21 protein-coding genes are annotated in these 23,209 nt (G+C 66.9%); 14 read left to right on the top strand and 7 right to left on the bottom strand.

The genetic code is table 11. The annotated features are described in order from the left end of the window. Positions 1–70: 70 nt before the first annotated feature. Positions 71–1,282, bottom strand: a complete 1,212-nt coding sequence (locus IPV08_RS07935; RefSeq protein ID WP_348646101.1) for an SDR family oxidoreductase — start codon at positions 1,280–1,282, stop codon at positions 71–73. Positions 1,283–1,676: 394 nt separating this feature from the next. Here IPV08_RS07935 and IPV08_RS07940 point away from each other — a divergent pair, with 394 nt between their 5' ends. From IPV08_RS07940 to IPV08_RS07955, 4 genes are all read left to right on the top strand, one after another. Further along, complete coding sequence (locus tag IPV08_RS07940; RefSeq protein ID WP_056433378.1) at positions 1,677–1,967, top strand: GlsB/YeaQ/YmgE family stress response membrane protein; 291 nt, start codon at positions 1,677–1,679, stop codon at positions 1,965–1,967. 104 nt (positions 1,968–2,071) lie between these two features. Continuing rightward, on the top strand, positions 2,072–3,040 hold the full coding sequence (gene lipA, locus IPV08_RS07945; RefSeq protein WP_056433729.1) for a lipoyl synthase: 969 nt from the start codon (positions 2,072–2,074) through the stop codon (positions 3,038–3,040). Between the two features lie 6 nt (positions 3,041–3,046). Continuing rightward, positions 3,047–3,502, top strand: coding sequence for a type II toxin-antitoxin system RatA family toxin (locus IPV08_RS07950; protein ID WP_207411439.1), 456 nt, complete (start codon positions 3,047–3,049; stop codon positions 3,500–3,502). 227 nt (positions 3,503–3,729) lie between these two features. Continuing rightward, the gene (locus IPV08_RS07955; protein ID WP_207411440.1) at positions 3,730–3,990 is read left to right on the top strand and encodes a PepSY domain-containing protein; all 261 of its coding nucleotides are present in this window, start codon (positions 3,730–3,732) and stop codon (positions 3,988–3,990) included. 205 nt (positions 3,991–4,195) lie between these two features. On the opposite strand, the gene IPV08_RS07960 is transcribed toward IPV08_RS07955, so the two are convergent. Continuing rightward, positions 4,196–4,705, bottom strand: coding sequence for a nicotinamide-nucleotide amidohydrolase family protein (locus tag IPV08_RS07960; protein WP_207411441.1), 510 nt, complete (start codon positions 4,703–4,705; stop codon positions 4,196–4,198). Continuing rightward, a complete protein-coding gene (locus IPV08_RS07965) occupies positions 4,702–5,973 on the bottom strand; it encodes a bifunctional 2-C-methyl-D-erythritol 4-phosphate cytidylyltransferase/2-C-methyl-D-erythritol 2,4-cyclodiphosphate synthase (RefSeq protein ID WP_207411442.1) in 1,272 nt (423 codons plus the stop codon). The genes IPV08_RS07960 and IPV08_RS07965 overlap by 4 nt, the downstream gene beginning before the upstream one ends. 134 nt (positions 5,974–6,107) lie before the next feature. Here IPV08_RS07965 and dusB point away from each other — a divergent pair, with 134 nt between their 5' ends. The 6 genes from dusB to IPV08_RS07995 all read left to right on the top strand — a co-directional run bounded on the left by dusB (position 6,108) and on the right by IPV08_RS07995 (position 12,366). Further along, positions 6,108–7,154, top strand: a complete 1,047-nt coding sequence (gene dusB, locus IPV08_RS07970) for a tRNA dihydrouridine synthase DusB (protein WP_207411443.1) — start codon at positions 6,108–6,110, stop codon at positions 7,152–7,154. Next, positions 7,151–8,290: an ATP-binding protein gene (locus tag IPV08_RS07975; RefSeq protein WP_207411444.1), complete on the top strand. Its 1,140-nt coding sequence runs from the start codon at positions 7,151–7,153 to the stop codon at positions 8,288–8,290. Before dusB ends, IPV08_RS07975 begins: the two co-directional genes overlap by 4 nt. A gap of 9 nt (positions 8,291–8,299) precedes the next feature. Beyond that, positions 8,300–9,763, top strand: a complete 1,464-nt coding sequence (gene ntrC / locus IPV08_RS07980) for a nitrogen regulation protein NR(I) (protein ID WP_207411445.1) — start codon at positions 8,300–8,302, stop codon at positions 9,761–9,763. Then, on the top strand, positions 9,760–10,371 hold the full coding sequence (locus IPV08_RS07985) for a DUF6886 family protein (protein ID WP_207411446.1): 612 nt from the start codon (positions 9,760–9,762) through the stop codon (positions 10,369–10,371). The genes ntrC and IPV08_RS07985 overlap by 4 nt, the downstream gene beginning before the upstream one ends. 382 nt (positions 10,372–10,753) lie before the next feature. After that, positions 10,754–11,938 carry an MFS transporter gene (locus IPV08_RS07990; protein WP_207411447.1) on the top strand — a complete coding sequence of 395 codons (1,185 nt, stop codon included), beginning with the start codon at positions 10,754–10,756 and terminating at the stop codon, positions 11,936–11,938. A 47-nt stretch (positions 11,939–11,985) separates the two neighbouring features. Continuing rightward, positions 11,986–12,366: an NUDIX domain-containing protein gene (locus IPV08_RS07995; protein ID WP_246747854.1), complete on the top strand. Its 381-nt coding sequence runs from the start codon at positions 11,986–11,988 to the stop codon at positions 12,364–12,366. Between the two features lie 129 nt (positions 12,367–12,495). Here IPV08_RS07995 and oxlT read toward each other — a convergent pair whose 3' ends face one another. From oxlT to IPV08_RS08010, 3 genes are all read right to left on the bottom strand, one after another. Then, on the bottom strand, positions 12,496–13,770 hold the full coding sequence (gene oxlT / locus IPV08_RS08000) for an oxalate/formate MFS antiporter (protein WP_207411449.1): 1,275 nt from the start codon (positions 13,768–13,770) through the stop codon (positions 12,496–12,498). Positions 13,771–13,832: 62 nt separating this feature from the next. Next, the gene (locus IPV08_RS08005) at positions 13,833–14,708 is read right to left on the bottom strand and encodes a class I SAM-dependent methyltransferase (RefSeq protein ID WP_207411450.1); all 876 of its coding nucleotides are present in this window, start codon (positions 14,706–14,708) and stop codon (positions 13,833–13,835) included. 52 nt (positions 14,709–14,760) lie between these two features. Then, entirely contained in the window at positions 14,761–16,359 is a 1,599-nt protein-coding gene (locus tag IPV08_RS08010; RefSeq protein WP_207411451.1) for a gamma-glutamyltransferase family protein, read from the bottom strand. Between the two features lie 216 nt (positions 16,360–16,575). Here IPV08_RS08010 and IPV08_RS08015 point away from each other — a divergent pair, with 216 nt between their 5' ends. The 3 genes from IPV08_RS08015 to hfq all read left to right on the top strand — a co-directional run bounded on the left by IPV08_RS08015 (position 16,576) and on the right by hfq (position 20,685). Then, positions 16,576–18,897 (top strand): PAS domain-containing sensor histidine kinase, encoded by a 2,322-nt coding sequence (locus IPV08_RS08015; RefSeq protein ID WP_056433347.1) that lies wholly within the window; start codon positions 16,576–16,578, stop codon positions 18,895–18,897. Next, the gene (locus IPV08_RS08020; protein WP_207411452.1) at positions 18,894–20,264 is read left to right on the top strand and encodes a sigma-54 dependent transcriptional regulator; all 1,371 of its coding nucleotides are present in this window, start codon (positions 18,894–18,896) and stop codon (positions 20,262–20,264) included. The genes IPV08_RS08015 and IPV08_RS08020 overlap by 4 nt, the downstream gene beginning before the upstream one ends. A 166-nt stretch (positions 20,265–20,430) precedes the next feature. After that, positions 20,431–20,685, top strand: coding sequence for an RNA chaperone Hfq (gene hfq, locus IPV08_RS08025; protein WP_003600267.1), 255 nt, complete (start codon positions 20,431–20,433; stop codon positions 20,683–20,685). A gap of 88 nt (positions 20,686–20,773) precedes the next feature. On the opposite strand, the gene IPV08_RS08030 is transcribed toward hfq, so the two are convergent. Further along, positions 20,774–21,358, bottom strand: coding sequence for a hypothetical protein (locus IPV08_RS08030; RefSeq protein WP_156467924.1), 585 nt, complete (start codon positions 21,356–21,358; stop codon positions 20,774–20,776). A gap of 372 nt (positions 21,359–21,730) precedes the next feature. On the opposite strand from IPV08_RS08030, the gene hflX reads away from it, so the two are divergent. Next, on the top strand, positions 21,731–23,140 hold the full coding sequence (gene hflX / locus IPV08_RS08035) for a GTPase HflX (protein ID WP_056433336.1): 1,410 nt from the start codon (positions 21,731–21,733) through the stop codon (positions 23,138–23,140). Positions 23,141–23,209: the final 69 nt, after the last annotated feature.

Consider the following 23,209-nt stretch of genomic DNA (forward strand, 5'->3'; position numbering starts at 1 on the left):
GCGCCCGAGCCGGACGCCCTTCGCTCAGATTACATGGGCGAGGTGAGATTTGGCTACGGCAAGGAAGGGATCAGCCTGGGGCGGATCCCCGTCGCGCCACGGTCCGGTTCGTGACGCCATCGGGCTGGGACGGCCTCGGACGAGCGGTCTGCTCGCCCCGCACGGGCGCCCCGGCAAATCCGCCGAAATCCTCGCGGAACTGGTCGACGATCTCGCCGGAGGTCTCGATGCAGCGGCCGATGTATTCCGAGAGCGCGGGGGGAGGCGCGAAGCCCTCCGCCAGGAGGCGGGTATTGTCGAAGGTCACGTCGAGTTCGCAGAACCGGTAATAGGCCTGCAGCGCCCGGAACATCGCCACCTTGATGGCCTCGTCCATGCCGAAGACCTCGGTGAAGCGCCTGTGAAGGGTCGCTCGGTCGCGAGCGGAGAATTCCTCGTAGTGGCGCGGCCCCTCGGCCGGGTCGACGCGATCGAGGGTGCGGCCGAGTTCGCTCCAGCGGGTGCGGCTCAGCTTGCCGGCGGAGAGGTGGTAGGTGCCGTGGGCGAGGGCGGGCCTCGCGAGCATCTCCACCAGGGTGTCGGCCACCCAGTCGGTGGGGACGATGTCGACGGTCCCGTCGCGGGAACCGGCGACGAGCCGAAGCCGGTCGCAGGCGCGGATCACCCAGAGGATGCTCGAACCCGGCCGGGCGCCCAGCGTCGAATGGCCGAGCACGATGGAGGGGCGCGCCACGACCAGGGGCAGGTCCGCGAAACCGGCCGCGAGCGACGTCTCGGCGGCGGCTTTGGACGCACTGTAATGCACGAGATGCGCGGCGTCGGGGTCGGGGTAGCGGGTCTCGTCCACCATGGTGGGCGGCTTGCCGCCGCAGATCATCGCCGTGCTCACATGCAGGAAACGGTCGAGCCGCGGCATCCGCGCCGCGCGCCGGGCCAGAGCCAGGGTGCCGTCATGGTTGGTCCTGTGCACCTTCTCCTGCGCCCACCACGAGGTGTCGGCGGCCAGATGCAGAACCTGCGTGATAGAATCGAGACGCGGATCGGCGATCTGGTCGGCCTTGGTGAAATCGCCCGCCACGATCTCGACGCGCTGCGCCATCCGCTGGGCGTTCAGGGCACTCGTGAAGCGGCCGAGACGCGCCGCGATGCGCTGACGCCCGGCCTCCTCGTCGGAAGCGCGCACCAGGCAGACCCATTCGGCATCGGTTTTCGCCACCAGGGCGCGGTGCAGGACAGCACCGCCGATGAGCCCTGTCGCACCTGTCAGAAGAATTCGACTCACAGCATTCGCTCCAAGGACTGCACATCCGGGCGGACGTTTCGGCAGCCCAAAGATAGTTAAGGGATCGTTAACAAGATGCTGACAAGTGTGTGGAAATTAATACGTAAAATTTTCCCTGACTATGCCGGGTTCAGTCGAATCATGGTTAAGAAATATCGTTAATTTTGTGTTCTATCTTGCACCATGAGGCTGACTACGCTCCGGACCGAGGTGCATCCACCCGATTGACCGAGCCTAAACCTGTCATTGCATGACCTGCGTCCATCCACGCGAAGATCGCAGCACGGGAAAACTCGATATCAGGTCCGCCAGGGCAACTTGCGCCACGCAGCGGGGCATCACAGGTAGGATGCGACGCGGGGCGTCCCCCCGTTCATCGCGAGGAGCAACGACTATGGATGGCGAAGTCTACGGTGCGCTGGGGCAGCCCGGCATGGGATTGTTCATGGCCATCCTCATCGGCGCCCTGGCGGGCTGGCTCGCGGAACAGTTCACCGCCGCGAATATGGGCCTGTTCGCCAACATCGCGATGGGCATCCTCGGCGGCCTGCTGGGGAACTACCTCGCCGCCAAGCTCCACATCCCGATCTACGGCTTCTGGCGCAACCTCATCTCGGCGACCGTGGGCGCGGTCATCATCATCACCATCTACCGGGCGATCCGCGGGCGCGGCATGAGCTACTGACAGGTTCGGCGGATCGTTTCCCGATCGTTTGCGATGCGGTGGCCGAGCCATTACGTTCCGGCCTGAGCACCGGCGCGTTGCCGGCGCAGCTTGCCCGGTATGCCATGGCCGTCGTCCTCGATCTCCTGCGAAACGACCAGCGCCCCCGGCATCCGGAAAAGGCGCATCGTCCGGACAACCCGATCCAGCGCAAGCCCGACTGGATCCGGGTGAAGGCACCCGGATCGCCCGGCTGGAACGCCACCCGCGCCATCGTGAAGGAGCACGGCCTCGTCACGGTCTGCGAGGAGGCGGGCTGCCCCAATATCGGCGAGTGCTGGGAGAAGAAGCACGCCACCTTCATGATCATGGGCGACACCTGCACGCGGGCCTGCGCCTTCTGCAACGTGCGCACCGGCCTGCCGAACGCCCTCGACGACGACGAGCCCGCCAAGATCGCCGATTCGGTGGCCAAGCTCGGCCTGCATCACGTGGTCATCACGTCGGTGGATCGCGACGACCTCGCCGATGGCGGGGCGATGCATTTCTTCCGCACCATCCGGGCCATTCGCGAGCGTAGCCCCAACACCACGATCGAGGTGCTCACCCCCGATTTCCTTCGCAAGGATGGGGCGCTGGAGCTCGTCGTGGAGGCGCGGCCCGACGTGTTCAACCACAACATGGAGACGGTGCCGGGCAATTACCTCACCGTCCGCCCCGGCGCGCGCTACTTCCATTCGGTCCGCCTGCTGCAGCGGGTGAAGGAGCTCGACCCGACCATCTTCACCAAGTCCGGCATCATGGTCGGCCTCGGCGAGGAGCGGAACGAGATCGTCCAGCTCATGGACGACCTGCGTTCGGCGGATGTGGACTTCCTCACCATCGGCCAGTACCTGCAGCCGACGAAGAAGCACCACGAGGTGAGGCGCTTCGTCCCGCCGGAAGAATTCAAGACCCTTGAAACCACGGCCTATTCCAAGGGTTTCCTCCTCGTCTCGGCGACGCCCCTGACCCGCTCCTCGCACCATGCGGGCGAGGATTTTTCTCGATTGAAGGCCGCCCGGCTCGCTCGGCTCGCGCCTGCCAACGCCTGAGGGCCGATGCCTTCCTTCCGGATCAACCGCGCGGTGCGCCACTCGCCGCAGCAGATGTACGACCTCGTGGCCGACGTGGAACGCTATCCGGAATTCCTGCCGCTCTGTGAATCCCTGCGCGTCCTGCGCCGCCAACCCGGCGCAGACGGGACGGAAATTCTCGTTGCCGAGATGGGTGTCGGCTACAAGGCGATCCGCGAGCGCTTCACCACCCGCGTCACCCTCGATCCGCAGAACCTCAGGATCGTCGCCGAATATATCGATGGGCCGTTCCGACACCTCGAGAACCGCTGGGGTTTCAAGGAGAAATCTCCCGCCGGCTGCGACGTCGACTTCTTCATCAACTACGAGTTCAAGAGCCGCACCCTCGGCCTGCTCATGGGCACGATGTTCGACCGCGCCTTCCGCAAGTTCACCGATGCGTTCGAGGGCAGGGCGGATCGGGTGTACGGCGCTGCCTGACGCGCCGGTGCCCGTTCTCTGACGGGCTACTGGATCCACACATCTGCTCGACGGCCGTTTCTCTACCTATGAGGGGTCGACATGAGGCGCGACCGTCTCCCTCTCGTGGAAGGAGAGGGAGCCCGCGCGTCCCGCGAGATGTGTGGCACCGTCGCTTAACGGGATAGGCGGACGGATGCCGCGCGGGGCCCTAGATACCGGGGCGCAGCGCCACCGGAGAACACCCCGTGAGACCGATCCCGATTCTCGCCCTCGCCCTCGCCTTGAATGCCGGCCTCTCCGGTTTCGCCGTGGCGGACCAGCCCGGTGCCGACTGGCTGCCGATCGATCAGGTCAAGAAGGCGCTGATGGCCGAGGGCTACACCGAGATCACGAAGCTCGAGGCCGATGACGGCCATTGGGACGGCGAGGGCATCAAGAACGGCCAAAAGATGAAGTTCGATGCCGATCCGAAGACGGGCGCGATCCTCGGCGAAGTCGCCGATTGAAAGCCAGTCTGATCGGATGTCTCAGCGGATGGCGAGACCGAAGTCGATCATCCAATCAGACCACCTCATCCTGAGGTGATGCCGCACAGCGGCGGCCTCGAAGGAGACCTCCAGATCGCTCGATGCTGGCGGGAAGCCTCCTTCGAGGCCGCTACGCGTCACCTCAGGATGAGGTTGAGCCTTGGAAAAGCAACTGACATAGGCCTCAATCCGTCCCGACGGGCTCCACGGCCCTGCCGAACAGCTCCAGCGCCTCCGCCACGGCCGCGCGGCGGATTTCGCCTCGGCCGAGATCGCCGTAGCGGCGCTCGATATGTCGGGTCGCGGCACCCCGGCGGGCGAGGCCGAAATGCACGAGGCCCACGGGCTTGGCCTCGCTGCCGCCGCCCGGGCCGGCAATGCCGGTGATCGAGACCGCCACATCCGCGCGCGAATGGGCGAGCGCCCCCTCCGCCATGGCGCGGGCCACGGATTTGCTCACCGCCCCGTGGGTCGCGATGAGGTCGGCGGGCACGCCGAGCATCTCAGTCTTGGCCTCGTTGGAATAGGTGACGAAGCCGCGCTCGACCACCGCCGAGGAGCCGGGCACCGCCGTGAGCAGCCCAGCGACGAGGCCGCCGGTGCAGGATTCGGCGCAGGCCGCACGGAGGCCGGCGGCGGCATAGGCCGCCACCAGCGCCTCGGCGCGGGCAAGGAGCGCCGGGTCGTCGATCACGCCGCGTCGTCTTCCGGCAGGCGGATCGTCGCCGCCGCCTGGGCCGCGAGCCCCTCGGCGCGGCCGACGAAGCCGAGCTTCTCGGTGGTCGTCGCCTTGATGGAGACCGAACTCAGCTTCACGCCGCAGATCTCGGCGATGCGGGCGCGGATGGCCTCGCGATGGGCGCCGATGCGCGGGGCTTCCGCTAGGATGGTGATGTCGAGATGGTCGATCCGGCCGCCCCGGTCGCGAACGAGCTTCACCGCATGGGCCAGGAACCGGTCGGACGAGGCGCCGCGCCATTGCTCGTCGCTCGGCGGGAAATGCGTGCCGATATCGCCATCCGCGATCGCCCCCAGCAGGGCGTCGGTGAGGGCGTGCAGCGCCACGTCCCCGTCGGAATGGGCGAGCACGCCCCGATCGGCGGGGATCTTCACGCCGCCGAGCCAGACATGGTCGCCCTCGGTGAAGGCGTGAACGTCGAAGCCGGTCCCGAGGCGGGTCACGTAGGTCGTCATGGAATCGGTCTCTGGTTCTGAAGGCAGCACATCGCTGCCGGAAAAGCCGCGGTCGGCCTCGATCAGGTCGGAGGGTTGGGTGATCTTGCGATTGCGCGGATCGCCCTCGAACACCACCACGTCGAGCCCGGCCCATTCGGCCAAAGCCCCGTCATCGGTGAAGCCGTGGAGGTCCGCCTCCGCCGCCTGGCGATGGGCGGCGAGGAGGGGCGCGAAGGCGAAGGCCTGAGGGGTCTGCACGGCGCGCAGGGATTCGCGGGCAGGGGTCTCGCGCACCCGCGCGATACCCGGGCCGACATCCTCGATGATCTTGATCGTATCGGTGACGGCGATGCCGGGCACCGCCGCGCCATGGTCCCGGCCGGCGACGAGGGCACGGTCGATCAGCGCCTCGTCCACATGCGGGCGGGCCGCGTCGTGAACCAGGACGAGGCCCGGCGCGCCCGTTTCCACCGACGTTGCGGCCAGGGCTTCGAGACCGGCCCGGACGGATTGCTGGCGCGTGGCGCCGCCTTCGACGGGCGCCGCGAGCTTGGCGCGCAGAACGGGGTCGAGTTCCGCGACGCAGGCGTGGTAGAACGAGGCCGCGTCCGCGGCGATCACGGGCTGGATCACCGCGAGGTCGGGATGGGCCGCCAGTGCGGCGAGGGTCCGGGTGAGGACCGCGCGTCCGCCGACGCTGCGATATTGCTTGGGAACGTCACCGCCGATGCGGATCCCGCGGCCGGCTGCGACGACTACCGCGGCGTTCCAGGCGGTGCCGGACATGGAAAAATGCTCCCGCATCAGTTCGAGGTAGCGTGAATGGCTGGGGTGGTCTGTCGTTTAAGCGGGGCATAGCCTGAAATCAAATCGCGCAAGGCGCTTGCGTCGCCCCGGCGATTGTCTATTTGTTGGGCACAATGAAAGCTGATGATTATTTGAGCGTTCTGCGCTCGGGCGATGGCCAGGGGCAGGCCGGCGAGAGGGCAGGCGCCGCGGCTTCGGTGCCGGTCCTGCTCGCCCCCCTGTCGGGCGTCACCGACCTGCACATGCGTCGCATCGCGCGGCGTCTGGGTGCAAGCGCCGTCGTCTCGGAAATGGTCGCCGCTGCCGAATTCGCCCGTGGGTCGGAGGAGGCGCGCCTGCGGGCCGAGGGCGGCGGGGTCGATCCCCACGTGGTCCAGCTCGCCGGCTGCGTGCCCGAATCGATGGCGGAGGCCGCGCGGCTGGCCGAGGCGAACGGCGCCGACGTCATCGACATCAATATGGGCTGCCCGGCCAAGACCGTCACCGGCGGCGAGGCGGGCTCCGCCCTGATGCGCGACATCGAGGGGGCCACGCGCATCCTCGCCGCCGTCCGCGAGGCGGTGGCGATCCCGGTCACCGTGAAGATGCGCCTCGGCTGGGACCATGCGAGCCTCAACGCCCCCGATCTCGCCCGGCGCGCCCAGGGCCTCGGCCTTGCGGCGGTGACCGTGCACGGGCGCACCCGCCAGCAATTCTACAAGGGCCAGGCCGATTGGGCCGCCATCCGCGCCGTGGTGGACGCGGTCTCGATTCCTGTCATCGCCAATGGCGACGTGGTGGATCTCGCCGGCGCGCGGGCCTGCCTCGCCGCATCGGGCGCTGCCGGGTTGATGATCGGGCGTGCGGCCGTGGGTCGTCCCTGGCTCGTGGGCGAGATCGCCGCCGGTCTCGCCGGCCGGGCACCGCGTTCCCTCGACGCCGAAGAGAAGGCCGCCCTCGCCCTGGAGCATTACCAGGGGCTCCTCGCGCTCTACGGCCCCGCCATGGGCGTGCGCCACGCGCGCAAGCATCTGGCGGCCTATGTGGACGATGTCGGCGCCCTCGGCTCGGATGACCGGACACGGCTTCTCACCACGACCGACCCGACAATCGCGGCCGACCTTCTCCTGAGGGCGATGCGGCCCCTGCGCGAACCGTCCATCACCGAGGAGGCAGCGTGAGCGCGGACAAGGAACATGGCGGAAGGACCCGCCCATTGCCTTCGAGTGAGGCGGTGATCAACGCGCTGCCGCTGCCGGTTCTGACCATCGGCGCGGATGACCGCATCCTTCACGTGAACCACGCGGGGGAGACGTTCTTCGACCATTCCGCCCGGTTGATGCAGCGCCGGCACTTGCGCGACATCATCCCGTTCTCGTCCCCGATCAGCGCTCTCGTGGCCGAAGTGCGCCGCCGCAAGGCGAGCGTCAGCGAATACGGCGTCGAACTGGTTCAGCCGCGCTCCGGCCTGGAGCGCAATGTCGACGTTTTCGCGACCCCCCTCGGCGACGAGGAGGACGCGGTGGTGATGATGCTGCAGGAGCGCACCATCGCCGACAAGATGAACCGCCAGCTCACCCATCGCGGCGCCGCGCGCTCGATGATCGCGCTGGGCGCCATGCTGGCGCATGAAATCAAGAACCCGCTCGCGGGCATCCGCGGGGCGGCCCAGCTCCTCGAACAATCGGGCACCGAAGACGACCGCCTGCTCACCCGGCTGATATGCGACGAATCCGACCGGATCGTCCGCATCGTGGAGCGGATGGAGCTGTTCGGCGACGAACGCCCGGTCGAACGAGGCCCCGTCAACGTGCACGGCGTGCTCGATCAGGTGAAGCGCTCGGCCCAGTCGGGCTTTGCCCGGCATATCCGCTTCGTCGAGACCTACGACCCGTCGCTGCCGCCGGTCCTCGGCAATCGCGATCAGTTGATCCAGGTCATCCTCAACCTCGTGAAGAACGCCGCCGAGGCCATCGGCGCCGATGCGGTGGACGGCGAGATCACACTCTCCACCGCCTTCCGTACGGGGCTGAAGATGCAGGTTCCGGGCTCGCGCGAGCGGGTCAGCCTGCCCATTGAAGTCGCGGTGCGGGATAACGGGCCGGGGGTTTCGGCCGAGCTTTTGCCCGACCTGTTCGACCCGTTCGTGACCACCAAAGCCCAGGGGTCCGGCCTCGGACTTGCATTGGCTGCCAAGATCATCGGCGATCACGGTGGCATCGTCGAATGCGATCCGGTGCCGCGCCGCACCACTTTCCGTCTCCTCCTTCCCATGTCGAGCGCCCGAGACGGGCGCGAATCGGTCGTGGAGCAATAGAGTCGCGTCATGCCCAACGGCCACATCATCGTCGCGGACGACGACGCTGCGATCCGCACCGTCCTCAACCAGGCCCTGTCACGGGCGGGCTACGAAGTCCGCTCGACGGGCAATTGCGCCACGCTCTGGCGCTGGGTCGCGCAAGGAGAGGGCGATCTCGTCATCACAGACGTGATGATGCCGGATGAGAACGTGTTCGACCTGCTGCCGCGCATCAAGCGTGTCCGGCCGGAACTGCCGATCATCGTCATGAGCGCGCAGAACACGTTCATGACCGCGATCCGCGCCTCCGAGCGCGGGGCCTACGAATACCTGCCCAAGCCCTTCGACCTGAAGGAGCTCATCGCCATCGTCGGCCGGGCGCTCTCGCGGCCGCGCGGCACGCCCGCCCCCGGCGCCGATCCGGGCAACGAGGACATCCCGCTGGTCGGCCGCTCGCCGGCCATGCAGGAGATCTACCGGGCGCTGGCCCGCCTCATGCCCACCGATCTCACGGTGATGATCACCGGCGAGTCGGGCACCGGCAAGGAGCTGGTGGCCCGCGCGCTGCACGATTACGGCCGTCGCCGCTCCGGGCCGTTCGTGCCGGTGAACATGGCGGCGATCCCGCGCGACCTCATCGAATCCGAACTCTTCGGACACGAGAAGGGCGCCTTCACCGGCGCGCTCTCACGCTCGGCCGGGCGGTTCGAGCAGGCCGAGGGCGGCACGCTCTTCCTCGACGAGATCGGCGACATGCCGATGGAGGCCCAGACCCGCCTCCTGCGCGTGCTGCAACAAGGCGAGTACACGACGGTGGGCGGCCGGGTCCCGATCAAGACCAATGTCCGCATCATCGCGGCCACCAACAAGGACCTGCGCGTCTCGATCCAGCAGGGCATCTTCCGCGAGGACCTGTTCTTCCGCCTGAACGTCGTGCCGCTGCGCCTGCCCGCGCTGCGCGAGCGATCGGAGGACGTGCCGGACCTGATCCGTCACTTCTTCATCCTGGTGGAGAAGGAGGGTCTCAGCCGCAAGCAGCTCGACGGCGAGGCGATGGAGCGCCTGAAGCGCTATCGCTGGCCCGGCAACGTGCGCGAACTCGAGAACCTCGTCCGCCGCCTCGCGGCCCTCTACCCGCAGGAGACGATCACCGGCCCGGTCATCGAGGCCGAGCTCGATACGCTGCCCCTGGCGCAGCCACAGAGCAACGGGTCCGGTGCGCGCAAGGCCGGCGCGGCGGACAACGAGACGCTGTCGGCGGCGGTGGAGCGCCATCTCGCCGAGTATTTCAGCGGCTATCGCGACACGCTGCCCCCGCCCGGCCTCTACCACCGAATCTTACGCGAGATCGAAGGCCCGCTGATCGGCGCGGCGCTCGCCGCCACGCGCGGGAACCAGATCCGCGCGGCGGAACTGCTCGGCGTCAACCGCAACACCCTGCGCAAGAAGGTGCGGGACCTCGACCTTCAGGTCTTCCGCAACGCACGGTGAGCCCGCGCGACACGTCCGGCGAACCAGGGGACCTGTTCCATTTCAGCGAGGACCCGGCGATCCGGGTCTTCACGCCGCGCCCCGTCCGCGTCGGCGTGGATCGCGGACAGGCGGGAGCCTGGCTGAACGGCCCGCTGGTCTGGGCGATCGATGCGGCCCACAGCCTGCTCTACCTGTTCCCGCGCGACTGCCCCCGGATCGTGATCTGGCCGACCGAACGGACCACGCCGGAGGACCGGCGGGCCTGGTTCGGCGACGTCACCGGCCGCGCCGTCGCCTATGTGGAGGAGGCCTGGTCGGAGAGGATCGCCACCGCCGCGATCGAGCGCTACCGGATGCCACCTAAGTCCTTCGAGCCCGCCGGCGAGCCCGGCACCTGGGTCTCGCGAAGCCCGGTCGTCCCGATTGGCCACGACACGATCCGGGACCTGCCCGCCGCGATGAAGGCGCAGGGCGTCGAACTCCGCCCCCTGCCGCGCCTCACGCCCCTGGCGCCGATCTGGCGCTCAACCCTGCACGCCAGCGGCATCCGCCTCCGGAACGCGCAGGACTGGGTCACGCCAGAGGGCGGACCGCCGAGGCCGATTGCACTTCCTCTTGCGCGGTGAGTTGATGCTCAGGTTGATCGGAACGGCCGGTCAAGCAACAGCTTCTGGCTCCACAAGAATGGCGCACGGCAATATTTACAATAAATATCTGTACATACTAGAAATTATAGATTGCCATTTGCGATTAATAATCAGCCAAAACATAATATAACGGTCGCTGCGACGCGTTGTGAAGAAAATTTCCACAAACAATTTAATATCTATTCGGTCATTCTATTGTTTTTATAGATATCTATATAGACACATACGAAGAAATGTCACTTAATTAATGCGGAACGGCAAATCACAACAAGCACTTCCTAAGTGTGATGTTTGCGCCACTCGATAAAGTTCAAAAAACTATTATTCGATCGCCTGACGCGTTTGTCCGAGGAGAGAACGTTTGGCCGAGGATCATGGTCGCTCTCCTTTCCGGACATGGCTTTCGATCTCGGTGCTCGGCATCGCCGCGTTCACGATGGTCTCGACTGAATTCGCCCCTATCGGGCTGATGTCGCAGATGGCTGGCGATCTCGGCGAATCCCAGGCCACGATCGGCTTCACGGTCACCCTCTACGCCTGGTTCGGAGCCCTCAGCGGTCTTCTCGCGCCGACACTTGTCGGACGCGTCCCGCGCAAAGCTCTCCTGATCGGATTGATGCTCGTCATCGCCGCGTCGAACGCGATCGCGCTCATGTCGCCGTCCCTGGAGTCGCTGTTCCTCGCCCGCTTCGTGGGCTCAGTGGCACACGGCATCTTCTGGGCGACGGTCGCCGCCTTTGCCATGGACATCGCCCCGCCTCACCGAACGGGGCTGGCGACCTCCATCGTCTTCGGCGGCATTTCCGTCGCCGCGGTCATGGGTGTTCCCGCGGTGAACATGGCGGGGCAGGTGATGGGATGGCGCGGAGCCTTCGGCGCGCTTGGGCTGCTCGGTCTGCTCACGGCCGTTTCGATGATGGTGACGCTTCCCAACCTGACGACATCGACGCGCGGCCGGGAGGCGACACTCGCCGATGCCATCGGTCAGCGGACGCTCCGACCGATCTACGCCATCACCGCGCTGATCGGGGCGGTTCACTTCTCGGCTTACACCTTTGCCGAGCCGTTCATCGCCGCGCTTCCGGGCATCCTGCCGACGACGGTCCCGATTTTCCTCTTCGCCTTCGGTGCGGCAGGCCTTCTCGGCAGCGTTCTCGGCGCATTGTTGATCGATCGCTTCCTGCACGAGGTCATCCTGTGTGCGCTCACGGCGATGGGAATGGCCCTGATCCTCATGGGAACGTCGAGCACGGCACTCGGTCTTCTCGGCGTCGGAGCATGCCTCGTGGTCTGGGGCGCGGCGATCTCGATGCTTTTCGCGACGTTGCAGACCTGGATTCTGAAGGCAGCCGGCCCGCTGGCGACACCGGCGGCAGCCGTTCACACGGCCGTCCTGAACGCGGCGATCGGCATCGGCGCCATGGCGGGATCCGCCCTGCTCGATCGATGGGGGCCCTTCACCGTCATGCTCGGTGCCGGGATCGGCGCGATCCTTACACTGGGCTTCGCCCTCATCCCGCAGGGACGGAGGAGACAGACCATTTGAAGAATTCCCCGCCCGACACAGCACCCGTCATTCGCATCGCGGCAGCGTTGATCTTCGATTCGCATGGCCGAACGCTCCTCGTTCGAAAGCGAGGGTCCTCGTTCTTCATGCAGGCGGGAGGAAAGATCGAGCCGGGAGAAACCCCGCTCGCGGCTTTGGGGCGCGAGCTGAAGGAAGAGCTGGGCGTGGAGCTTCCGTCCGAAGCATCCTGTCTCGGCCGCTTCGTCGCGGAAGCCGCGAACGAAGACGGCCATTGGGTGGACGCCGAACTCTACGGCTTCCTCCTCGACCAGCCCGTCTCTCCCGCAGCCGAAATCGAAGAGGTCGTCTGGGTTTCCATGACGATGCCGCCAACGATCGAGCTTGCGCCCCTGACAGCCAACCAAGTCATTCCGCTGGCCCGGCGAATGCACCTGTCAAAGTTGTAAATCTCACTTCATCGAACAGACAAAGATCGATGGGCACCATACGGCAAAGCGCGGGCAGGTTTCCCCGTCCGCGCTTCGAAAGATCAACCCAGCCGCGAGGGTCAGGAGGTGGGTGTCAGGAGGAGGGCGTCAGGCCATGGCGGGTTTGGCCGTCAGGGCGCGCGTCTCGCCGAGACCGAGCCAGTTCCGGCGCATGGGCTTGAGGACGAAATAGGCGAGGATCGCGGTCAGCACGTCGAGGGTGATGATGATCGCGAAGACCGGGAGCCAGGAGCCCTGGACCAGGTAGATCCAGGCGGCGATCGGTCCGCCGAAGAGCGAGCCGATGCCCTGCGCCATATAGAGGAAGCCGTAATTGGTGGTGGCGTGCTTGGTGCCGAACGTGTCGGTGAGGATCGAGGGGAACAGCGAGAAGATCTCGCCCCATGCGAAGAAGACGACGCCCGAAAGCAGGGCGAAGGCGTAAGCGTTCTCGCGGAAGACGAGGAGCAGCGCGATGGCCACCGCTTCGGCGGCGAACGCGATGCCCATCGTGTTCTCGCGGCCGATCTTGTCCGACACCCAGCCGAAGAAGGGCCGGGTGAGGCCGTTGGTGATGCGGTCGAAGGTGAGGGCGAAGGGCAGGGCCACGAAGCCGAAGATGATCGCGTCGGCCACGCCGAAGTCGCGGGCGAAGGAGGCGAAGTTCGCCACCACCATCAGGCCGCCGGTGGACATCATCGTCATCATCGCGAACATCAGCCAGAACAGAGGCGTCTTCAGCATCTCCTTCGGGGCGGTGTCGTGGACGCAGGTCGAGAGGTTGCGGGCCGGGGCCGGCAGGACCTCGTCGGCGCGGGGAGCCCTCAGGCCGAGGGCGGCCAGCGCGCCGATGACGCCGAGGATGATGCCGAACACCGTCAGCGTGTGGCGGTAGCCCGAGGCGGTGAGCATGTCGCTGATGGGGAAGGTGCTCAGCATCGCGCCCATGCCGTAGCCGGCGGCGACCACACCCACGGCGAAGCCGCGGCGATCGGGAAACCACTTCACCATCAGGCCGACGATGCCGACATAGACGATGCCGGTACCGAGACCGCAGAACAGGCCGTAGGTGGCGTAGACGCCCCAGAGCGTGTCGACGCGGGCGGCCAGCACCCAGCCGAGGCCCGAGAGGATGGCGCCCAGCGCGATCATCAGCTTGGGACTGAACCGGTCGATCAGGTAGCCCTGGACCGGCGAGAAGAAGGTCTGCAGCACGATCAGGATCGTGAAGGTCCATTGCAGCTGCGGCAGGCTCGCGCCCGTCGTCGCGATCAGCGGCTTGGTGAACAGGGTCCAGACGTATTGCGGGCTGGAGATCGCCATCATGGCCACGAGGCCGAGGCCGAGTTGGATCCAGCGCTGCCGGGAAAGGTTCGTATCCATTATGCACTCCATGCTGCGGGCACGGAGACGCAAAGTGTATACCAATTGAACCGACGGGGTCGTCAGCCTGTGGCGGAGACCAGCCAGCAACCCGCATTCAGGGCGACGGCCCCCGAGACGGTGCGCGTCGCGAAGTCGTCGCTCACCCTGCGCAGGGCCTCCTCGCGAATCGATGTCGGCTGATCGCGCAGGAGCCGGGAGACGGGGCCGAGTTCGGTGGCGAAATCCGCGGCGGCCTCCGCCGCGGTGGGGCCCGCGCCGTCACCGGACCGGGCGAGGGTGAGCGGGCGGTCGACAGCCTCGACGGTGATGTCACGGAAGCCGGCCTCCGCCAGCACGGCACGAATGGTCTCCGCTTCGGCGAAGCGGAACGGACCGGGCGCGTCCGGCGGACCCGGCTCGGGTTCCGGTACGAGGGGCAGGACGAGCTCCCTCGGCACGGTGATCCAGGGATTGTCCTCGATCCGCCGCCAGCACAGGAAGGTCAGACTACCGCCGGGAACCAGGGCCTTGCGGATGTTGGCGAAGGCGGCGGCGGAATCCTCGAAGAACATGATTCCGAAGCGCGAGATCGCGTGTTCGAAAACCGCCGCGCCGAAATCGTGGCTCTGCGCGTCCGCCTCGATGAACGCGATCGGCGCGCCGGCGGAAGCCTCGATTCCGGCCCGCTCGCGCGCGACGGCGAGCAGGGGCGCGGAGAGATCGGCCGCCACCACATGTCCACCGGCACCGAGATACCGCGCGGCGGCGATGGCGCAATCACCGGCGCCGCAGCCGATATCCAGCACCGAGCCGTCCACCCGAAGGCGTGCCGCATCGAGCAAGGCGGTGGTGAGGGGCGCGAAGACAGCGTCGATCCGGCGCTGGTTGCGAGCCCAGCGCGCGCCGACCTCGCCGTTCCAGTATTCGCGCTGGGTGATCCCGCCATCCGCCATCATGAACCGTCCGGTCTCTGGGTCTCGATCGTCCGATCCCCGGCGGGGACCCGTCTCACAGGCCGGCCGAACCGCCATCCGAGCGCGGGTCGTGAACCGCCTCGATCCGCCCGTTGCCGGGATGGCGGACCAGCATGCCGGCATGGCCCAGGGAATCGATGTAGGAACCGCCGAGTTCCTCGATCTCGTGGCCCATCGAGCGCAGCTCGGCGATGCAGGCCGGATCGAATCGGTCCTCCACCTTCACGCTCAACGATTCGGCACCCCATGTGCGCCCGTAGAGCAGGCGCGGCGCGTCGACGGCCTCGGCCGGGCTCATGCCGTAATCGGCATACCGCGAAAAAATCTGGGCCTGGAATTGCGGTTGCCCGTCGCCGCCCATGCTGCCGTAGGACATCACGCGGCCGTCGTCGAAGGCGGCGAGTCCGGGGATCAGGGTGTGGAACGGCCGGCGCCCCGGCTCCAGCGGGTTCACCGCGCCCTTGTCCAGGGAGAACGAGGTGCCGCGGTTCTGCCAATGGATGCCGGTCTTCGGCAGGACGATCCCCGAACCGTATTCCCAGTAGATCGACTGGATGTAGGAGACGGCCAGACCGTCCTTGTCGATGGCGCCCATCCAGACGGTGTCGCCGTCGCCCGGTCCCCGGAGGGGCACGGAGGCGGCGCGGCGCATGTCGATCTGGGCCGCCTCGCGGTCGAGGCGCTCCGGGGTGAGGAAGCTCGCCGGATCGACGCTCAGCCGGTCGTAATCGGTGACCGTGCGGTCGCGGATGGCGAAGGCGCGCTTCGTCGCCTCGATCAGCCCGTGATACTGCGCCGTGCTCTCGGGCCGCGAAATCTTCAGCCGGTCGAAGATGCCGAGGATGATGAGCGCGGCGAGGCCCTGGGTGGGCGGCGGGAAGTTGTAAAGCGTCGCGTCGCGACGGCGCAGGGACAGGGCAGCCCGCTCTCGCGGCGCATAGGCTTCGAGATCGGCCCGCGTCACCGGCGAACCGAGGCGGTCGAGATCGGCGGCGATCTCGCGGCCGAGGTCGCCCCGGTAGAAATCGTCGAGCCCGGCATGAGCCAGCTGTTCGAGCGTATCGGCGAGGGCCGGCAGGCGGCGCGTGGCGCCGGCGGCGAAGGGCTTGCCCCGGTCGAGGAAGGTCTGCGCGAAACCCGGCTGGTCGTGCAGCGTGTCGAGCTCCTTCGGCACGTAGCGCGCCTCGGAGGGCGACACCGCGCAGCCCTGGCGCGCGTGTCGGATCGCATCGGCCAGCAAGGTCTCGAGGGGGAGCCGGCCGCCCAGCGCCTTGGCGAGGTCGAGAGCCAGACGCCAGCCGCCGATGGCGCCGGCCACGGTCAGGGCCGCATCCGGCCCGCGCGAGGGGATCGTCTCATGGCCCTGGCTGCGATAGCGAGCGACCGCGGCGAGAGACCCGGCCGGACCGCAGGCCTCGATGCCACGCACCTGGCCGCCCGGTTCGCGAACCAGCCAGAACCCGTCGCCTCCGATGCCGTTCATATGCGGATAGACCACGGCGATGGTCGCCGCCATCGCCGCCATCGCCTCGATGGCGTTGCCGCCTTGCGCCAGAACGGTCTGTCCGGCGGTAGCGGCCAGGTGGTGAGGCGCGGCAACGGCGGCGGAGGAATAGACGGGCGTCTCGGGCATCGCGAACTCGGTGTGAGGAAAGGCGTCAGGATAATGTATTTTTACGCCCGGTCGACAGTGACATGTCCCTGGCAAGAACCGGACGCAGCCTGCTGCGGCAGCATCGGTTTCACCGCTCGAAGCGTCGTGTGAGGCCGCGCTGCATCGACGTTATCCGCCGATACGCCTGCCCGATTCGTATTAATTTCGCCACACTGTTGTGGCGACGCATCAGCCATGGCGTGGCTTCGACGTTCCAGACAATCGGCCGCCTCGGGAGACGACGTCTCCCCGCAGGGCGAGCCCGAACCGCATAACAGACGGGCGCCGCCTCGCGGGCCCGGCTGGGTCGGTGCGCTCGTCGTCAGCACCGCCCTGGTCTCGGCCATCGCGACCTTCCTGATCCTCGCCGGGGTCATCCGGGTCACGCCGACGCCGACGATCGGCCTGACGCTGCTGGGCATCAACGTCTTCCTCGTCCTCAGCCTGTTCGTCGTCATCGGCTGGGAGGCGCGGGTCTTCCTGCATGCGCGCCGGGCCAATGCGGCCGTGGCACGCCTGCATACCCGCATCGTCGGCCTGTTCAGCCTCATCGCGATCCTGCCCACGGTGCTCCTCGCCGTCGTGGCGGCGGTGACGATCGATCGCGGATTGTCGCTGGGCTTCACCGACCGCGTCCGCGACGTGGTGCTGAAATCCGTCGAGGTGGCCGACGCCTACCAGGAGAACCAGTGCCAGTCGCTCGCCCGCGAGATCCGCATCCTCAACGACGACCTCACCCGGGCGCGGCCGAATTTCGACGTGAACCGGCAATGGTTCGAGAACTTCCTGACCACGCGGGCGACGGCGCTCGGCCTGCCGGTCGCCGAGATCATGCGGGGGCCGAACGAAGTCGTCGCCCGCGCCAAGATCGACATCCTGAAGGAGCGCCGCCTCCCCTCCGCCGCGGCCTTCGAGGAGGCGGCCAAGTCCAACGAGACGATCTGCCTGCGGCCGAGCGAGGGCCGGATCTTCGCCGCCCTGCTGCAGATGCCCGCCTATGACGGGGCCGTGCTGCTGGTGCAGCGCGAGGTGAGCCAGCTCGCCGTCGACTTCCCCGGCGTCTCGCGGGCGGCCGCCGCCGAGTACCTCACCTACGATTCCCTCAAGCGCTCGATCCAGATCAGCTTCGCCTCGATCTTCGTGCTGATCGCACTGATCGCCCTGCTGTCGGCGGTCTGGTTCGGCCTCAACTTCGCCAACCGGTTCGTCGCGCCGATCCGCCGGCTGATCAACGCGGCCGACCAGGTCGCCTCGGGCAATTTCTACGCCCAGGTCCCGGCCCGGAAGAGCGACGGCGACCTCGCCCATCTCGGCGAGAGCTTCAACAAGATGACTCAGGAGTTGCGGCGCCAGCACGATGGGCTGACGGCCGCGAGCGAACTCATCGACCGGCGCCGCCGGTTCACCGAAGCGGTTCTCGCCGGCGTCTCGCCCGGTGTCATCGGCGTCGACGCGGCGGGGCTCGTCACCATCGCCAACCCTTCCATCGAGCGCACATTGGGGCTCAAGGCGGACGCGATCATCGGCAAGCCGCTGGTCCAGGCCGTGCCCGAGCTTCAGGCCATCCTTCCCGAGGGAGGGGAGGGCCGCCTGCGCGCCCTCCAGCAGCAGATCCAGCTGACCCGCGACGGGCGAGAGCGCACGGTCACCGTGCGTGTCACCAGCGAGCAGGCGCAAGGGGGCGCCCGCGGCTTCGTGGTGACGCTGGACGACATCACCGACCTCGTCACGGCCCAGCGCACCTCGGCCTGGGCGGATGTCGCCCGCCGCATCGCCCACGAGATCAAGAACCCGCTGACGCCGATCCAGCTCTCGGCCGAGCGCATCCGGCGCAAATACGGCAAAGTCATCGTCGCGGACAAGGACGTGTTCGACCAGTGCACGGCGACGATCATCCGCCAGGTGGACGAGATCAAGCGCATGGTGGACGAGTTCTCGTCCTTCGCGCGGATGCCGAAACCGGCCATCGCCCGGAACGACCTCAGCGAGATCGCCAAACAGAACCTGTTCATGATGCGGGTGGCGCATCCCGACATGGAGTTCGGCTTCACCGAAGCCGGGCAGGACCGCCTGCATGCCGCCTTCGATATCCGGCTCCTGTCGCAGGCGATCACCAACATTCTCAAGAACGCGGTGGAGGCCGTTTCCGCCGTGCCCGAGGCCGAACTGGGCAAGGGCCGAGTCGATCTGCGCCTCCTCGTCGAGGAGGGGTTCGCGGTGATCGAGATCACCGACAACGGCAAAGGCTTCCCCGTCGAGGGGCGCCAGCGGCTGCTCGAGCCCTATATGACCACCCGCGAGGGCGGCACCGGGCTCGGGCTCGCGATCGTCAGCAAGGTGCTCGAAGAGCATGGCGGTGGCATCGAACTGAACGACAATCCAGAGGGCAGGGGCGGTCGCGTGCGGATGCGCGTGCCGCTCGATACCCAGGAAAAGAAGCCGGAGGGGACACCTTCCGCGCAGGCTGAGAAGGTTGCCGCACAGACGGCACCCCCAATCGCGGAGATGACGTCATGAGCGCCGATATTCTGATCGTCGACGATGAGGCCGACATCCGCGACCTCGTCGCCGGCATTCTCGACGACGAAGGCCACCGGACCCGCACGGCCGGAGGCTCCGACGAGGCGCTCGCCGCCATCGAGTCGCGTCGCCCTCACCTCGTCTTCCTCGACATCTGGCTGCAGGGTTCGCGCCTCGACGGGCTGCAGGTGCTCGACCAGATCAAGCTGGGGCATCCCGACCTGCCGGTGGTGATGATTTCGGGCCACGGCAACATCGAGACGGCGGTGGCCGCCATCAAGGCGGGCGCCTACGACTTCATCGAGAAGCCGTTCAAGGCCGACCGTCTGGTCCTGGTCGCCGAGCGTGCCCTCGAAGCCTCCCGGCTCAAGCGCGAGGTTCGTGATCTCAAGGCGCGCTCAGGACAGGCGAGCCGTCTCGTCGGCGGGTCCGTGGCGGTGAACCAGCTGCGCCAGACCGTGGAGCGGGTGGCCCCCACCAATGCACGCGTGATGATTCTGGGCGCGCCGGGTTCGGGCAAGGAGCTCTCGGCGCGGACGCTGCACGCCTCGTCGACCCGCGCGAGCGGCCCGTTCGTGGTCATCAACGCGGCGATGATCACCCCCGAGACCATGGAAGCGGAACTGTTCGGCGTCGAGGCCGGTGACGGCCGCGCCCGCCGGGTGGGCGCCCTGGAGGAGGCCCATGGCGGCTCCCTCTATATCGACGAGATCGCCGACATGCCGCGCGAGACCCAGAACCGCATCCTGCGGGTTCTGGTGGACCAGAACTTCCAGCGCGTCGGCGGCACCACCCGCGTCCATGTGGACGTGCGCATCATCTCCTCCTCCTCGCGCGATCTCGCCGAGGAGATCGCCGCGGGCCGCTTCCGCGAAGACCTGTTCCACCGCCTTTCCGTGGTGCCGATCCGGGTGCCGTCCCTGTCCGAGCGGCGCGAGGACGTGCCGGAACTCATCAACTTCTTCATGGAGCAGATCTCGACTGCCACGGGGCTCGCCCGCCGGCGCATCGCCGAGGACGCCATGGCGGTGCTGCAATCGCACGATTGGCCCGGCAACATCCGTCAGCTGCGCAACAACGTCGAGCGGCTGATGATCCTCACCCATACCGACCCGGAGCAGGAGGTGACCTCCGAGATGCTTCCCACCGAGATCGGCGCCCTGGTGCCGACGACGCCGAACGGGGCGGGCGGCGAGAAGCTGATGAGCCTCGCCTTGCGCGAGGCGCGCGAGATCTTCGAGCGCGAATATCTGATCGCGCAGATCGCGCGATTCTCCGGAAACATATCGCGGACCGCCGAGTTCATCGGGATGGAACGCTCGGCCCTGCACCGCAAGCTGAAGTCGCTCGGCATCGGCCCCTGAGGGCCCGGGCGACCTTCACCTTACATGTACGTGCCCCTTGCATGTGCGTGACAATGAACGTGTAATAGTCGAGGTTGTCTGTTTTCACCGGTCTGCTACGCATTCAAACCAACAAGAACCCGCCAGTCACGGCGGGCGGCAGGTTTATAAGAAGGATTAATAAAAAATGGCGGGCGAACGCGCTCAGAACCTGCAGGACACGTTTCTCAATCATGTCCGCAAGAACAAGATCCCGCTCACGATCTTCCTCGTCAACGGCGTCAAGCTCCAGGGCGTCGTGACCTGGTTCGACAACTTCTGCGTCCTCCTGCGCCGGGACGGTCATTCGCAGCTCGTCTACAAGCATGCGATCTCGACGATCATGCCCGGCCACCCGGTTCAGTTGTTCGAGCCGGACGAGACGGCGCCCGAGAAAGCCTGACCTTCCCGTGCGGTAGGGCGGAAAAGCCCGGCTCGACCTTCGTCGAACCGGGCTCGCATCTCACGACGGGATCAGGCGCAAGACGGGCCTACCAGCCCCATGCCGGACGACAATGCAGGCCGCCATACGGACCGCGCCAGCAGGCGCCGCCGCCATAGGCGCCCCATGGGCCGGGATGCCAGAAATGACGCGGGCCCCAGCCGGGTCCGTACCACCAGTCGATGAAGAGGCTCGCGCTCTTGCCCGAAACGGGCGGCTTATCGCCGAGAACCTTGACGGTGTAGGTGAGGGTGTCGCCGTTGAGCTTCGGATCGGTGAGTTCGACGACGGAGAGCTGTGCCTCGCCGTTGACATCCACCGACAACGTCGCGTTCGGCGGATCTTTCTGGAAGTCGCTCTTTCCGGAAGTCCAATAGTCGACGAACTTCGCCGTGGCCGCGTCGCCGGTCATGCGCTCCGGCCGGTCGGTGAACATCAGGGTCTGCGGCGCGACACCCTTGAGCGTCAGGGTGTTGCCCTCGAACGTCACGGAATCGGCGGTCTGGACGAACAGCCAGTTCGCGGCCGGCATGGCGATCTTGGTATCGGACTTCGCATCCGGAACAGGCTGGGCCTGCGCTGCGGTGCCGAGGATCGACAACGCCACGGCCGCCAAAAGAGAAATAGTTTTCATATGCTAACCTTCGGTAATATTGACAGGCCTGCCTCAGGCCGGTCGATAAGCCGCGTTGGCCCTTACGATCCGATTAATGCGATCCTTATACATGCCCCTACATTGATATTTGCCCACGGATCGGATGGCGCCGCCCTTGAGGTTCCGTGGGCGACGAGCCGGCATTCCCGCGCCCCGCCCGGACACTGTCAATGGAGCCCAGGCTCCCCCATATGAGTAGATCTCATGACACTCGCGATGAGTGAGTGCTTCTCCTCCGAGCAGGATGGCGCAGCGGGAGTTTTGTGAGAGACACGAGATCCGCGCTTTTTTCGCCGACCCGGCATCCCCGTCGGCGGAGAGCGCTCTAAGCCCGATGGGCAAGGGAACTTCATGAGCGAACCTATGCTTCCCGGAGAGGCACGGCTGCAGGCGATGGCCGCCCCCGAGGGAGACATCGCGGCAGCAACCCATACGCTCGTCGTGGGGCCGTATCTCACCCGTACTTCTCTCTCGAGGAACGGCAGCCAGACTCAGGAGCCGATGCGTTCCAGCGAGGCGCGGATCGACGAGGCGGCGGGTCTCGCCGTGGCCATCGAGCTGGACGTCACCGAGGCGATCATCGCGCCCGTCTCCCGCATCCGCCCCTCGACCTATCTCGGCAAGGGCCGCGTCGAGGAACTGGCCGGGCGGATCAAGGCCGAGGAGATCGGGCTCGTCGTGATGGATTGCGCACTCTCGCCGGTGCAGCAGCGCAACCTGGAAAAGGCGTTCGGCTGCAAGGTCATCGACCGCACCGGCCTGATCCTCGAAATCTTCGGCCGTCGTGCCTCGACCCGCGAGGGCACGCTACAGGTCGAGCATGCCCACCTGGCCTATCAGCGGAGCCGGCTCGTACGGTCCTGGACCCACTTGGAACGGCAGCGCGGCGGCTTCGGCTTCCTCGGCGGCCCCGGCGAGACGCAGATCGAGGCCGATCGCCGGATGATCCAGGAGCGGATGACGAAGATCGAGCGCGAGCTCGACAGCGTCACGCGCACGCGCGGTCTCCACCGGGAGAGCCGCGCGCGGGTGCCGTATCCGATCGTCGCCCTCGTCGGCTACACCAATGCCGGCAAATCGACCCTGTTCAATGCGCTGACCAAGGCCGAAGTGATGGCCAAGGACATGCTGTTCGCCACCCTCGACCCGACCGCGCGCGCGACGAAGCTGCCGCATGGCGAGACGGTGATCCTCTCGGACACGGTAGGCTTCATCTCGGAACTGCCCACCGCCCTCATCGCTGCCTTCCGCGCCACGCTGGAGGACGTGATCGAAGCCGATATCCTGCTCCATGTCCGCGATGTCAGCCACGTCGATTCGGAAGCGCAGGCCGAGGATGTCGGCGAGGTCCTGCGGGAACTCGGAATCGAGACGACGGCCGAACGAATCATCGAGGTCTGGAACAAGGCCGACCTGCTCGACGATTCGGAGCGGACACGCCTCCTCAACCTCAGCGCCCAGGGGCGCAACGACCGGGACAGCGACGTACCGATCCTGGTCTCCGCCCTCACGGGCGAAGGTCTGGCGGCCCTGTCCGGCCGGATCGAGGCGCGGATCGCCAAGCGTCGTTCCACCTTCGCCGTGACCCTGGCGCCGGAGGATGGGGCAGCGCTCAACTGGCTGTACGAGAATGCCGAGGTCCTCGACCGGCGCGCCGAGGAGGCGGGCACGATCCACTTGGCCATCCGCGTGGCACCCGAGAAAGAGCCGCGCTTCCTCAACCGCTTCGCCAGTGCACGCAAGCTGAGCCGGGCAGAGTAGCCGGTCATTCAGTACTCGCGTCCTGATCGGGACGTTTCAGCGCGAGCGGACTCGATAAAAAACCCCGGC

The sequence above is a fragment of the Methylobacterium sp. SD274 genome, assembly GCF_017355285.1.
Lineage (GTDB): Bacteria > Pseudomonadota > Alphaproteobacteria > Rhizobiales > Beijerinckiaceae > Methylobacterium.